A 13,368-nucleotide genomic window follows, 5' to 3' on the forward strand; every position below is an offset into this window, starting at 1 on the left:
AGCGCTTGGCGGGAGTTCTTACCGCTGGCCGGCGCCCAGGGCGTCGCGGTGCGGGTCGCCGGGCGGCACCCACCACCGCTCGGCCGGCGGTGTCAGCCAATCGCGGCCGCGCGCGGACGCCAGCAGCGCGTCCACCACGTTGCGGACGCTGACCCGGTCGTCGTCGCGGCGTCGCAGAAGCGACCACGTCCACAGCGGCACCGGCTCGGCGACGGGCCGCCGGCCGAGGCTGGGCGGGAGCGCGGCGGTGTGGCGCTTGGGGGATGCGAGGACGGCGGCGCCGATCCTGCGCACGTGCGCGTGGAACGCGTCCCCGGTGACGCCGCCATCGTCGATCCTGATGACGCGCGCGCCGGTGTCGGCGGCGAACTGGGTGGCAAACCGATTCCAGGACGACCATGCCGATTCGTCGGCGTCGACCAGGACGTTGAGGCGTTGTGCCGCAATGGGTTCGGAGGATGTCAGCCCGGGACTGACGGCGCCCAGGGGCTCGACGCGCAGCAGCTGCGCGATCAGACCGCGCCGCTCGACGTGCTCGTCGGTGACCCACGCCACCGCGACGTCGAGGGTGCCCTCCGCCACGCGGTCGGCCTGGGCGTGCGACGGCAGCACCCATTCGTCGATGCGCAGCGCCTTGAACTCCACCATCTCGTTGATGCCGTCGGGCAGCCAACTGACGTAGCCCAGGCGCACCGGGGTGCTGGAGGCGGCCGCCTGCTGCAGCCGGCGCTTGGCGTCGTCGGCCAGGGACAGGATCCTGCGCGCGTCGACGAGCAGCGACCGTCCGGCCTCGTTCAGCCGGACGCTGCGCCGGTCGCGCACGAACAGGTCGGTGCCCAGTTCGCGCTCCAGCGCCAGGATCTGTTGCGACAACGCGGGTCCCGAGATGTGCAGGCGCCGGGCGGCGCGGCCGAAGTGCAACTCCTCGGCAACCGCCACGAACGAGCGCAGCTGCCGCAGTTCCATACGCCGATTCTCACACCGCGCGATCGACGGCGGCCGCCCGCGGGGGTTCGCTGATCGCCCGCGTCTCGTCGGTGAGGTGCTTGCCGATGACCCGGATCTGCCGGGCGCTCAGGGGGCACAGCGGGTGCACCGCCACCATCAGGGCAACCTGCCGTTCGTCGAAAACCGGTGCGGCGATGGTCACCACGGGCCGCTTGCGCCGGCCGGGGTTGTCGTCGGACAGGAAGCCGATGGTGGTGAATTCGACCAGCAGCTGGTCCATGATCTGGCGCACCGACGCCGGCATCTCGTTGATGTCCAGCGTGGTCACCACCTGCACGGCCTGCGCCAGGGCGGGCGTGGTCCAGTCCACGTCGAACCCGCGCTCGCGCGTGTGCCTGAGCACCTGCCGCAGGCGCTCGATGCGATCGGCGTTGTCGCCCGCGCCGCGACGGATCCACGCGCGCTGCTCCTCCTCGGTGTCCCACGCGGCGATGGCCACCCCGAACGGCGGGGCGTAGGGGATGCGGTCCCCCGGGATCCCGGACGGCTGGGTGGCGGGCTCACCCTCGAACGCGGTGACCACCAGGGAGTCGCCGAATCGCTCGACCACCGAGCAGGCGTACCCGACCTGACCCGAGAGCCGCAGCGCCGCGGACCGGGCCGCGTGCGCCAGCGGCCGGGCGGTGTCCGTCCGCGCCGCCACCACCGCAAGCGCCGGGCCCAGGGTGAACGTCTTGGCGATCGGGTCGCGGCTGGCCCACCCCCGGTCGCACAACGTCTTGAGGATCGCGTGCGCCGTCGCTTGCGTCAGGTCGAGTTCGCGCACGACGTCGGAGAACCGCAGGCGCGCATTGCCGGACCGGGCCAGGAGCTCGACAACGTCGAGCACCCTGGCGGTCGGCGCTGACGTCGATCCGCGAATCGCTTGACTCCTCTGCGGCGCCGTTCCTACAGTGAGGCGAACATTCGAGAGTCTATATCGATTATTCGAGATAGTTAACGGGTAGCAGCGCCGGCATCGTGGTCCAGCCGAACGGAGACGTCGCATGACCGAGCGTGAGGACCGTCAGGACATCGCCGACCTGCTGGTGCGCTACGCCACTGGGATCGACCGACGCGACTGGCCTTTGTTCCGAACGGTTTTCACCGACGACTGCGAGCTCGACTACGGCGTGATCGGCGCATGGCGCGGCGTCGACGCCGTCACGCAGTTCATGACGGAGGTCCACGCCATGGCGGGCCACACGCTGCACCGTCTGAGCAACCAGGCCATCGCGGTCGACGGCGACCGGGCCACGGCGCGCACCTACGTCGACGCGCTGATCATGGCCGCGGACAACCGGGGCTGCGTGAACGGGATCGGCTTCTACGACGACGAGTGCGTCCGGACCCCCGACGGGTGGCGAATCGCCAGAAGACAATTCACGACGGTGCGCGTGAGCGAAGTGGGGAGCCCCTAGGTGACGTTCGCCGACAAATACGGGCCCTGGGCGCTGGTGGCGGGCGCCTCCGACGGCGTGGGCGAAGCGTTCGCCAAGGGCCTCGCCGAGCGCGGGGTCAACGTCGTGCTGATCGCCCGCAGGCAGGCCGTCCTCGACCGGGTCGCGGCGGAGCTCCAGTCCCAGGCGCGCGTGCAAACCCGGACGCTGGCACTCGACCTCGCGCGGCCGGGGGCGGCGTCGGCGGTCGCGGAGGCGACCGAAGACATCGACATCGGCACCCTGGTCTACTGCGCGGGGGCCGACCCGGACTTCAGGCCCTTCCTGGCGAACTCGCTGGCGGCGGCCGAGACCATGGTGCAGCGCAACTGCATGGTTCCGATGCAGCTGTGCCACCATTTCGCCCGGCCGATGGTCGAGCGGGGCAGGGGCGCGATCGTCATCTTCGGTTCGGGCGCCGGGCTGGCCGGCGGGCCCAACATGGCCGCCTACGGGGCTTCCAAGGCCTTCGACATGGTGTTCGCCGAGGCGCTGTGGTCGGAACTGCGCGACACCGGCGTCGACGTCCTCGGCCTCATCCTCGGCAAGACCAACACCCCCGCGCTCAGGCAACTCGAACACAGCCGCGGCCAGATCGCCTCGCCGCACGACGTGCCGCCCGGTGCCGCCGCCGTCGAGGACGTGATCGCGGAGGCATTCGAGAACCTGGCCAACGGTCCGACCTGGTTCGTGGGCGAGAGCCTGCGCGCCGGCGCGCAACTGCTCGCCTCCCTCGAACGGCGGCAGGCCGTCGAGCTGCTGACCCAGGCCGCCGCAGCGACGATGGGGGATTAGCGGTGGCCGGGTACGCCGAGAACGCCGCGGCGGTCGCCGAAAGTCGGCGAGGCACAACCGTCAGGGCGATCTCGGCGCTCGCACCGGGCAAAACGGCACCACCGTCCGCCGAAGGTTTGCCCAACTTTAGGATCAGGTAACCCTAACTTCGCCCGTCGTACCCCTTTGGCCAGCAAAGACAGCTGCTCACTTCCCCGTCAGCCCCACCACCGGCGACGTTGCTGGCCGCCGGATCGACGGGTAGCTTCGTAGGCAGATCGCCCGGGCCAGCGAGCCTCCGAGAAGCTCACGAAGGATGACGATGATCGGCACCGAACGGCCAGCGGTCTCGACCACGTCACGCGGACACCGACGCACCCTGCTGCGTTCGGCGTTCATCACCGTCGCCTTCATCGCCCCCGCCCTGGTGACGCGGATAGCCGGCCTGCATGCGGATCCGGTCGCCGCCCTGCTGATCTACGGGGCCGCCGTAGTCGCGGCCAGCTTCCTGCTGGCGTGGGCCGCCGAGGCGGCGCAGATCGACGTCGCCGGCGGCATCGCGATCGCGGTGCTGGCGCTGGTCGCGGTTCTGCCGGAGTACGCCGTGGACCTGTACTACGCCTTCGTGTCGGGACACAACGCCGCGTACACCCAGTACGCGGCCGCAAACATGACCGGATCCAACCGGCTGCTCATGGGGCTGGGGTGGCCGGTGGGGGTCCTGGTCGGCATGCTGGCGGCGCGCAAGGCCGGCGCGGCCAAAACCCGCGGCGTGGCCCTGCAACCGGCCAACCGCGTCGAACTCGGCTTCCTCCTCATCGCCGGCGTCGTCGCGTTCGTCATTCCCGCCACCCGCGAGATCCACCTCGTGCTGGGCGTGACGCTCCTGGGCTGGTTCGGTTACTACCTCTACAAGGTCAGCCACGGCGACGTGGAGGAACCCGACCTGATCGGCACCGCCGCCGCCATCGGCGACCTGCCCGACCTCCGCCGGCGCATCGCCGTCATCGGTCTCTTCCTGGCGTCGGGCGCGGTGATCCTGCTGTGCGCCAAGCCGTTCGCCGACAACCTGGTCGACGCCGGCACCGAGCTCGGCGTCGACCGGTTCCTGCTGGTTCAATGGCTGGCACCGCTGGCCTCCGAGGCCCCCGAGTTCATCATCGCGACGATCTTCGCCGCGCGCGGCAAGGGCACGGCGGCCGTCGCCACGCTCATCTCCTCGAAGGTGAACCAGTGGACGCTGCTGGTGGGTTCGTTGCCGGTGGCGCACCTGCTCGGCGGGGGCGGCGCCTCGCTGGCGCTCGACTTCCGGCAGGTCGAGGAGGTGCTGCTCACGGCGACCCAGACCCTGATGGGCGTCGCGCTGATCCTCGGGTTGCGCTTCGGCCGGGGCGCGGCGTGGGCCCTGCTGGTGCTGTTCGTCGTCCAGTTCCCGATCAACTCCACGCACGGGCGGTTGGCGCTCTGCGCCGTGTACACCGCGGTGGCGGTCGTGGGCCTGATCGTCAACCGCCGCCACCTGCTCGCCACCCTCCGGGCTCCGTTCTCCGACAGGGCGATCCGCCACAGCGGCCATCCCCACAACGAGGGGCAGGAACCCGGGCACTGAGGTTGGTGCGGCCCGCCGGTTACCATCCCCGGACGGGGACTGACTGGGAAGTGGAGCGATGGCTCGTGACGTACTGACCATCATCGGCGTCGGCGGAATGGGCGAGGCGATCGCCAGGAGGCTCGGCTCCGGAAAGACGGTGCTGCTCGCCGACTACAACGAGGCGACGCTGGCGTCGGTGTCCGAATCCCTTGCGGGACACGGACATCACGTGCAAAGCCGTCGCGTCGACGTCGCGTCGGCCGAATCGGTTCACGAGCTCGCCCAATACGCCGCATCGCTGGGAGACGTGACGCAGGTGGCGCACACCGCCGGCCTCTCCCCGGTGCAGGCCTCGGCCGAGGCGATCCTGGCCGTCGACCTTCTCGGCACCGCGCTGGTGCTACAGGAGTTCGGCGACGTGGTCGCGCGCGGCGGCGCGGGCGTGGTGGTTGCCAGCATGGCCGGGCACCTGGTGCCCCCGCTGGCGGCCGAGCAAGAACGGGCGCTGGCTCACAATCCGCCGAGCGAACTGCTGCAGCTGGACTTCGTCAGCGGCATCACCGAGCCGAACTTTGCCTATCCGATCGCCAAGCATGCCAACCAGATTCGCGTCCGCGCGGCCGGCGCGCACTGGGGCAGGCGCGGCGCGCGCATCAATTCGATCAGCCCCGGCATCATCTCCACGCCGATGGGCCAGCAGGAACTTGCCTCCCCGGTCGGTGACGGCATGCGGGCGATGATCGCGATGTCCGCGACCGGACGGCTCGGCACGCCCGACGACATCGCCGCGGCCGCCGCGTTCCTGCTGGGACCGGACGCCTCGTTCATCACGGGAACCGACCTGCTGGTCGACGGGGGCGTCATCGCGGCGGTCAAAGCCGGAAGCGGCCAAGGCTAGCCGCGCGCGACAAGGCGAGATTGCGCCCGCTTGCATATGCTGATCGGATGCCGCAACGCCAGTTGCGTGAACGCCTCATCGACCTCGAGGTCCCTGGCGAGGACGTCGCGCGCGGTCGCGCGCTCAGGAAGTCGACGCCTCGACGCGCACTCGCGCAACTGAACCCCGCCGGGCGCACCGCCACCGAGATCCTCGTCGCCCAAAACGACGGCCGGCTCCGCGAACTCGTGCCACTGCGCTTCGCGCGGATGCTGGCCGACCCGTTCTCGTTCTACCGGGGCTCGGCCGCGGTCATGGCCGCGGACCTGGCCGCGAGCCCGTCGAGCGGGATCGAGGTGATGTGCTGCGGCGACGCCCATGTGGCCAACTTCGGCATGTATGCCGCCCCCGACCGCTCGATCGTGTTCGACCTCAACGACTTCGACGAGGCCGCCGTCGCGCCCGGGGAATGGGACGTCAAACGCCTCATCACGAGCGCGATCGTCGGCGGCCGCCATGCCGGATACCCCAAACCAGCCATCAAGCGCTGCGTCGAGCAGGCGGTGGAGGGCTACCAAGCCAGCCTGCAGAGCATGCTCGAGATGAACGTCCTCGACCGCTACTACCTACGCGTCGAACCGGAGCGGCACGCAGGCGAAGTCTCCAAGGGCATGCTGGACGTCATCAGGAAGACGACGGCCCGGGCCCGCACACGCACGTCGGCCCGGGTCTTCAGACGAATCACCGAGGTCGGTCCGGACGGGACCACGCGACTGCGCGAAGACCCTCCGCTGCTGCAGCACGTGGACGAGGACGTCGAGGGGCCACTGGTGGAGTCGATCGAGGAGTACCTGGCCGCGGTCCCGGCCGACGTGGCCTTGCTGCTCTCCCATTTCCGCGTCACCGACGTCGCGCTTCGGGTCGTCGGCGTGGGCAGCGTCGGCACCAGGTGCTATCTCGTCATCTTGGTGGGTCCCAACAACACGCCCCTGATTTTGCAGATCAAGGAGGCGGTCCGATCGGTGCTCGACGAATACGGTCAACGGCGCCAACCCGACTCGCTCACGGCCGCCGTCGAGGCGAAGGGCCAGGGCGTGCGTGTGGTGGACGGCCAGCTGATCCTGCAGGCGATGTCGGATGTGTTTCTCGGGACGACGCGCAAGGACGGCCGCGACTACTACGTCCGTCAGTTCCACGACATGAAGGGCACCGTCGAAACGGAAGGCATGTCGCCGTCGACGTTCGGCGAGTATGTGGTGGCCTGCGCGGTCTTGCTGGCGCGAGCCCACTCGCAGAGCGCGAACGCCTCGGTGCTCCAGGGCTACGTCGGCAGCAGTGACACCGTCCACGCGGCGATCGCCGAGTGGTCGTACGCGTACGCCGACAAGTCACTCGACGACTTCCATCAACTGCGCAGGGCGGCCGCGGCGGGCGACATCGAGGTGGCCGACGATCCCGCCCGGTAGCGCTTCGCGTGGTGGGCCCAATCCCGCGTCCGCAACCGCCAGGTCCGGCGGGCGTACTCCAGTTCGGTGTAGGGCCACTGGGTGACGATGCGGCCGCTGGGCGAGCGGAAGTAGCTGTCGCACTGCGTCCATATCGAGCGTTCGAGGTCGGCGGAAAGCGCGTCGTTGTAACGCCGTTCGGCCTCGGGACGCACGTCGAGGTAGCCGCCCCGGCGTGCCACCCGGCTCACCGCGCTGGACACCAGGCGCGCGGCGGCCTCCAGGATGTAGACGATCGAGTTGCCGCCCTGATTCGTATTGGGCCCATAGAGCATGAAGAAGTTCGGGAATCCGCTGACGGCGACGCCCAGGTAGGCGCTCGGGTCGTCACCCCAACGCTCGTGCAGCCGTTGCCCGCCGATGCCGACGACCTCGATGCCCGAAAGGTAGTGCGACGTCTCGAATCCCGTGGCCAGCACGATGGCGTCGGCGTCGACGACCCGGCCGGTTGTGGTGACGACCCCGGTCGGGGTGACGCGCGCGATCGGGTCGGTGACGAGTTCGACGTTGTCGCGTTGCAGCGCCCGGTAATAGTCGTGGCCGAGGAGCACCCGTTTGCACCGGAACGGGTAGGCGGGGGTCAGCGCCCGGCGCAGCCTCTCGTCGGGCACGGTGCGCTCGAGGAACGACGTGGCGATCCGGCTGCGGGCGTTCACCACCGGATCGTCGGCGAGGGTGGCGGTGTTGTCGTGCTGGAACTTCCAAATTTGCCAGCGGGTGCGGCGCACGGCGAGGGGATGACGCCTGAACCGTTCCAATTCCGTTGTGCTGTAGGGCCGGTCGTCCTTCGGGACCATCCACGGCGGTGTCCGCTGGAAGACGGTGAGTCGCGCGGCGGTCTTCGCCAGCTCGGGAACCACCTGGACCCCGCTGGCGCCGGTGCCGATCACCGCCACCTTCCTGCCCGCAAGCTCGGCGCCGTGATCCCACCGCGCGGTGTGCATGAGGGTGCCACCGAACCCGGCGAGGCCGTCGATGTCGGGCAGCCTGACCGCGCCGAAAAGCCCGACGGCACAGACGATGACGTCCGCGGTCAGCGTCTCGGAACGCCCATCGCGCTCGAGCTCGCAGTCCCACCCCGCGCCGTCCGGGTTCCACCGGACCGAGCGCACGCGCGTGCCGAGCATGAGGTGGCGGCGCAGGTCGAAGTCGTCGGCCACCGACTCGAGGTAGGCGAGGATCTCCGGCTGCCGGGCGTAGGTGCGGCTCCAGGATGGGTTGGGCGCGAAGGAAAACGAGTACAGGTGGCTCTGGATGTCGCAGGCGGCCCCGGGATAGGTGTTGCGCCGCCAGGTGCCGCCCACGCCGTCGTCGGCCTCGACGATGGTGAGGTCGTCGATGCCGGCGCGGCGCGGCGCCACCGCGGCGCCCAGCCCGCCGAACCCGGCGCCGATGATCACCACCCGCGGCGGACGTCCCCGGCGGGTCGCCCCGCGCAGCCGTCCGACGGCGTAACGCCGTCGAGCCCGCCGGCTTGTCACCGCTTACCCCCGTGGATCTCAAATCCCTGGAAATCGCCTGCGGTGCGCCAGGACTCCAAGATGTCGGCGTACTCGGTGGGGCCGCCGAAGAAGAAGCTGCCCTGCCGGGTCTTCGCGTCTGCCTTGCCCTCCCGGTTGTAGTAACCCGGGGTGCACGTGCTGGCCCGTTCGGCGGTGGCGGCGGAGCGCGCCACCACCGTGTCCACCCAGGCGTCCTCCGCCGCGAGCGAGGCCTCGACTGCGGTGATGCCCCGCTCGAGCGCCCGCGCGATGATCCAGGCGACGTGGCCGGCCTGGACGTCGAGCAGGTAGGGGAAGTTCACCGTCAGGCCCGCCTGCGAGATGCTTTCGATGAAGCAATTCGGAAAGCCTCGCGCGCACAGCCCCTGGAACGTCCGCACGCCGTCGCGCCAGTAGTCGGTGAGCGTCAGGCCGTCGCGGCCGATCAGCTCGAAACCCGTGCGCCGGCTGTAGTCGGTGCCCACCTCGAATCCCGTTGCGAAGATGAGGCAGTCGAGCTCGTAGGTGGTCCCGTCGACGACGACGCCGGCCTCGGTGATGAGTTCGACGCCGCGACCGCGGGTGTCGACCAGCGTGACGTTGTCGCGGTTGAACGTCTGCAGGTATTCGTCGTGGAAGCAGGGCCGCTTGCAGAAGTAGCCGTACCAGGGTTTGAGCGCCTCGGCGGTGGCGGGGTCGGCGACGAGTTCGTCGACCCGCGCGCGGATCTCCTCCATCTTGGCGAAGTCGGCGAGTTCGATGTCGCGGCCGCGTTGTTCGGGATCGACCGCGCCGTCGCCGTCGTGGCGCATGACCGGAAGCTTGCGGGTGATGCTCGTCCAGGCGTCGGCCACGAGGTCCGCCTCGGCACGGCCGCCCGCGGTGAGGATCTGGAAGTTCTGGATGCGCTCGCGCTGCCAGCCCGGCCGTAACCCGTTGGCCCAGTTCGTGTCCGTGGGCCGGTTGGCGCGGACGTCGACCGACGAGGGCGTGCGCTGGAACACGAAGAGGCGCCGGGCCGCCGCGGCGAGGTGGGGCACGCACTGCACCGCGGTGGCGCCGGTGCCGATGATGCCGACGCGCTTGTCGGCCAGGTTCTCCAGGTGGTCGCCGGTGTAGCGGTAGTCCCACCGGCTGGTGTGGAACGCGTGCCCGCGGAAGGTGCCGAGGCCCTCGATGCCGGGCAGCTTGGGCTTGGCCTGGTACCCGTTGGCCATCGAGACGAACCTGGCGCGCATCTCGTCGCCGTGGTTGGTCCGGATGATCCACCGGGAAGTTTCCGGCTCCCAACGGATCTCGTGCACCTCGGTGCGCAGGCACGCGTCGCGGTACAGGTCGTAGTGCGCGGCGATGCGCCGGCAATGCTCGAAGATCTCCGCACCCCTGGCGTACTTCTCCGCCGGCATGTAGCCGAGTTCCTCGAGGAGCGGGATGTACACGTAGGACTCGACATCGCAGGCGATGCCGGGATACCGGTTCCAGTACCAGGTGCCGCCCACGTCGGCCGCGCGGTCGATCAACCGCACGCTCTGGACGCCGAGTTCGCGAAGCCGCGCCCCGGTCAGCAGGCCACCGAAGCCCGCGCCGACGATCGCCACGTCGACCTCGTCGGTCAGCGGCTCGCGGGTGAAGGAGTCGTCGACCCAGGGGTCTTCGGCGAACCGGGCGAAGGCGCCGGTGGTCTCGACGTACTGCGCGATGCCGTCGGGCTGCAGGCGGCGAGCCCGTTCCTCGGCGTATTTGCGGCGCAGCGCGTCGACGTCGAACGTCATGTCAACGGTCTCGGTCACGCTCCCGGCTTTCTTTCGCGAGGAGACTATATAATCAATCAATTGATCATATCAAGACCGGGCGCGGACGTGGCTGCTCGGTCAACGCCTCAACGCCGCCGGGAACGGCCGGTCCCGCTCAGCAAATTCCCCCTGACCAGTCGCTTGGCCGATCGCAGCGCGGCGTGGTACTCGGCGGCCGGCAGCGTCGCCGCCAACTCGGTCAGCCCGTAGATCAGCGCGTACACCGCGTCGACGGCGCCGTCCTGCCGGTTTTGCGCGTCGCCCACGATGCCCTCGATGATCTCGCGGAAGGCGTGAAACCCCCTGTCGTTCAACGCCGGTTCGCCCAGGGCGGCCGCGCCCTCGGACCGGATGGCCCACTCGAACGCGGCGAGGTCGGGATATTCGCGCATCAGCCGGCCCGACTCGTCGAGCACCGCTTCGATTCGCTCGACGACATCGCCGGGGCCGCCGGCGGCCCCGCGCAACCGTGGCAGCGCGATCTCCGTCCGGGCGGCGATCGCCGCCCTGATCAGTTCGTCCTTGGTCGGGAAGTAGTTGTACAGGCTGGCGCTCGTGACGCCCGCCGTGCGGGCGATCTCGCGGATGGTGGCGCGCGAGTAACCCTGCCGGGCGACGCAGCGCATCGTGGCCGCGATGATCCGCTGCCGGGTCTCGTCCCCGACGGCACCGACCGGGCGCCCGCGCTGCGCCCGCCTTCTCGTCGCCACCGTCGAATATTATCGACTGATTGATTAGCGCCGACCGCGGCGGGGAGGTGTGGTGTGAGCGGTTCACCAGGAGGTTCACCGCGGGCATGACCGTCACTCCGCCCGTCCTCGGCAGGCCCGTCGGCGCCGACAGCGAGCAGACCCGCGCCCGGATCGTCGCCGCGGCCATGCGCTGCGTGGCCGAGCTGGGCCACTCCCGCGCCACCATCCGCGAGATCGCGCGCACCGCCGACATGACCAGCGGCAGCCTCTACCACTACTTCCCCAGCAAGTCGGCGCTGCTCACCGCGACGGTCAGGGAGGTGGACGAGATCGCGTTGCCACGGCTGCGATCCGCCGCGGGCCGCGCGGACGACCCGGCCGAGCGGATCGAAGCGGTGCTCGACGAGGCGGGCCGGCTGATGCGCGACCATCCATACCTCGCACCCTTCCTGACCGCCTTCGAACGCGCGGAGCGTCCGCGCGGGCGCCGGGCCGTGCCCCCCGGGCTTAAGGCGTTGCGGGCCATCCTCTCTGACATCGTCGAGGAGGCCGGGGCGCGGGGACGGCTGCCCCGCGGCACCGAGACCAAGGCGACGGTCGACGCGCTCGACGCGCTGGCGCGCGGCCTGACCGAACGGGCCGCCGCCCTGGCACCCGACGCCTACGCGGTGACGCTGGAGGCGGCGAAGGCGTTGATCCGGGGCACCCTGTTCGCGCGCGGCGACGGTGACGCCCGGTGAGTCTGCTCACCGCCCTGCGGCTGAACATGACCAATGTCGCCGACCCGGCGGCACGCCACGCGGAGCGCTACCAGGCCGCACTCGACATGGCCGAGTACGCCGACGGGCGCGGCTTCACCGCGATCAGCACCGAGGAACACCACCTGGCGGCGACGGGGTGGCTGCCGTCGCCGTTGATCATGGCCGCCGCGGTCGCGGGGCGCACGCGCCGCGCGCGTATCAGCGTCAACGCGCTGATCCTCCCCCTCTACGAACCGGTGCGCCTCGCAGAGGACATCGCCGTGCTGGACAACCTCACCCAGGGCAGGTTCAGCTTCGTGGCCGGAATGGGTTACCGCCCAGAGGAGTACCACGCCGCCGGGAAGGACTGGTCGCAGCGGGCCGCGCTGATGGACCGGTGCCTGACGGTTCTGCTGCGGGCGTGGGGCGACGAGCCGTTCGAATACGGCGGGGCGCGCATCAACGTCACGCCCAAGCCCCACACGAAACCGCACCCGATCTTCTTCGTCGGCGGCATGACCGCGGCGGCGGCCAGGCGCGCCGCCCGCTTCGGGCTCCCGTTCTCCCCGCCGATGGCCCTGCCCGACGTGGAAGCCGTCTACGAGCGGGAGATGGAAAGAAACGGCACCAGCGGCTTCGTCTACCGGCCCGAGAACGGCAGCACCGTGACCCTGCTGCACAACGATCCCGACACGGCCTGGGCCCGTTACGGCGACTTCCTCATGCACGAGGCCGCCGAGTACACCGCCTGGAAGCGGTCCGGCGTCCCGCGGCCCAACGAGACGGCGGTCGCGTCGGCCCACGACCTGCGCGACCGCGGTGTCGTCGAGATCCTCACTCCCGCACAGCTGCTCGATCAGATTCGCAGGGGGAGAAGCGAAGTCGTGATGAACCCCCTGGCGGGGGGCCTCCCGCTCGAAGAGGGGTGGGCGAGCCTGCACCTGTTGGCCGACGACGTGCTGCCTTACGTGTGAGCCGCGGCCGCCAGCGCTTCGCCGAGGCTCCATATCGCCACGCCGATCAGCACCAGGTCCTTGAGCAGGAACTGCCCCGGCAACGCCGACAACACCGGAAGGCCGGCGTAGTGTTTCGCGACCACCCCCGGCGTGGTGAACAGGAAGCTGATCGTGCCCACGAACAGCACGACGGCCAGCGCGCTGCCCGCCACACACGCACGGGGCGACACCGGCCGCAGCGCGATCAGAAGCGCGGCAACGATTTCCATGGTCCCGAGCCCGCGCGCGACCGTCGTCACGCTGAACACGTCGTAGATCCAGCTCATCAGCGGGCTGTGCTCGATGAGCACGCGCGACTCCATCTTCACGTACTTCCCGAAGCCGATCCATGCCAGCACGACCACCAGGCCGTAACGGGCGACGAGTTGCCCGGTCTGCGAAAGCGACTCGGCGATGCGACGGTGTGTATCGGCGGTGAGCCCGGTTCTGTTCACCCCTAGTGGACGACCCGCGGCGCGGCGGCGTTCAGTAAA

13 protein-coding genes are annotated in these 13,368 nt (G+C 70.1%); 7 read left to right on the top strand and 6 right to left on the bottom strand.

The features are described 5' to 3' along the window. Positions 1-18: 18 nt before the first annotated feature. Together GPY60_RS27475 and GPY60_RS02980 are read right to left on the bottom strand one after the other, a co-directional pair. Positions 19-966, bottom strand: coding sequence for a LysR family transcriptional regulator (locus GPY60_RS27475; protein WP_156686083.1), 948 nt, complete (start codon positions 964-966; stop codon positions 19-21). 10 nt (positions 967-976) lie between these two features. Continuing rightward, complete coding sequence (locus GPY60_RS02980) at positions 977-1,837, bottom strand: helix-turn-helix domain-containing protein (protein ID WP_156686084.1); 861 nt, start codon at positions 1,835-1,837, stop codon at positions 977-979. Positions 1,838-1,994: 157 nt separating this feature from the next. On the opposite strand from GPY60_RS02980, the gene GPY60_RS02985 reads away from it, so the two are divergent. From GPY60_RS02985 to GPY60_RS03005, 5 genes are all read left to right on the top strand, one after another. Beyond that, entirely contained in the window at positions 1,995-2,408 is a 414-nt protein-coding gene (locus tag GPY60_RS02985) for a nuclear transport factor 2 family protein (RefSeq protein ID WP_156686086.1), read from the top strand. After that, a complete protein-coding gene (locus tag GPY60_RS02990) occupies positions 2,409-3,221 on the top strand; it encodes an SDR family NAD(P)-dependent oxidoreductase (protein ID WP_156686088.1) in 813 nt (270 codons plus the stop codon). It begins immediately after the preceding gene. 295 nt (positions 3,222-3,516) lie between these two features. Next, entirely contained in the window at positions 3,517-4,809 is a 1,293-nt protein-coding gene (locus GPY60_RS02995; RefSeq protein ID WP_156686090.1) for a sodium:proton exchanger, read from the top strand. A 58-nt stretch (positions 4,810-4,867) separates the two neighbouring features. Beyond that, the gene (locus GPY60_RS03000; protein WP_156686092.1) at positions 4,868-5,689 is read left to right on the top strand and encodes an SDR family oxidoreductase; all 822 of its coding nucleotides are present in this window, start codon (positions 4,868-4,870) and stop codon (positions 5,687-5,689) included. Between the two features lie 47 nt (positions 5,690-5,736). Continuing rightward, the gene (locus tag GPY60_RS03005; protein WP_156686094.1) at positions 5,737-7,134 is read left to right on the top strand and encodes a DUF2252 domain-containing protein; all 1,398 of its coding nucleotides are present in this window, start codon (positions 5,737-5,739) and stop codon (positions 7,132-7,134) included. On the opposite strand, the gene GPY60_RS03010 is transcribed toward GPY60_RS03005, so the two are convergent. From GPY60_RS03010 to GPY60_RS03020, 3 genes are all read right to left on the bottom strand, one after another. Then, positions 7,074-8,654: a flavin-containing monooxygenase gene (locus tag GPY60_RS03010; RefSeq protein WP_156686095.1), complete on the bottom strand. Its 1,581-nt coding sequence runs from the start codon at positions 8,652-8,654 to the stop codon at positions 7,074-7,076. The genes GPY60_RS03005 and GPY60_RS03010 overlap by 61 nt on opposite strands. Next, entirely contained in the window at positions 8,651-10,444 is a 1,794-nt protein-coding gene (locus GPY60_RS03015; protein ID WP_156686097.1) for a flavin-containing monooxygenase, read from the bottom strand. Before GPY60_RS03015 ends, GPY60_RS03010 begins: the two co-directional genes overlap by 4 nt. Before the next feature lie 89 nt (positions 10,445-10,533). Next, on the bottom strand, positions 10,534-11,157 hold the full coding sequence (locus GPY60_RS03020) for a TetR/AcrR family transcriptional regulator (protein ID WP_231639271.1): 624 nt from the start codon (positions 11,155-11,157) through the stop codon (positions 10,534-10,536). An 86-nt stretch (positions 11,158-11,243) separates the two neighbouring features. On the opposite strand from GPY60_RS03020, the gene GPY60_RS03025 reads away from it, so the two are divergent. Both GPY60_RS03025 and GPY60_RS03030 read left to right on the top strand, forming a co-directional pair. Continuing rightward, positions 11,244-11,879: a TetR/AcrR family transcriptional regulator gene (locus GPY60_RS03025; protein WP_156686290.1), complete on the top strand. Its 636-nt coding sequence runs from the start codon at positions 11,244-11,246 to the stop codon at positions 11,877-11,879. After that, complete coding sequence (locus tag GPY60_RS03030; RefSeq protein WP_156686099.1) at positions 11,876-12,853, top strand: LLM class flavin-dependent oxidoreductase; 978 nt, start codon at positions 11,876-11,878, stop codon at positions 12,851-12,853. Before GPY60_RS03025 ends, GPY60_RS03030 begins: the two co-directional genes overlap by 4 nt. On the opposite strand, the gene GPY60_RS03035 is transcribed toward GPY60_RS03030, so the two are convergent. Beyond that, positions 12,844-13,329: a YkgB family protein gene (locus tag GPY60_RS03035; protein WP_231639273.1), complete on the bottom strand. Its 486-nt coding sequence runs from the start codon at positions 13,327-13,329 to the stop codon at positions 12,844-12,846. The two genes, GPY60_RS03030 and GPY60_RS03035, sit on opposite strands and share 10 nt — an antisense overlap. Between the last annotated feature and the right edge of the window lie 39 nt (positions 13,330-13,368).

Source organism: Mycobacterium sp. Marseille-P9652 (assembly GCF_902652685.1).
Taxonomy (GTDB): Bacteria; Actinomycetota; Actinomycetes; order Mycobacteriales; family Mycobacteriaceae; genus Mycobacterium.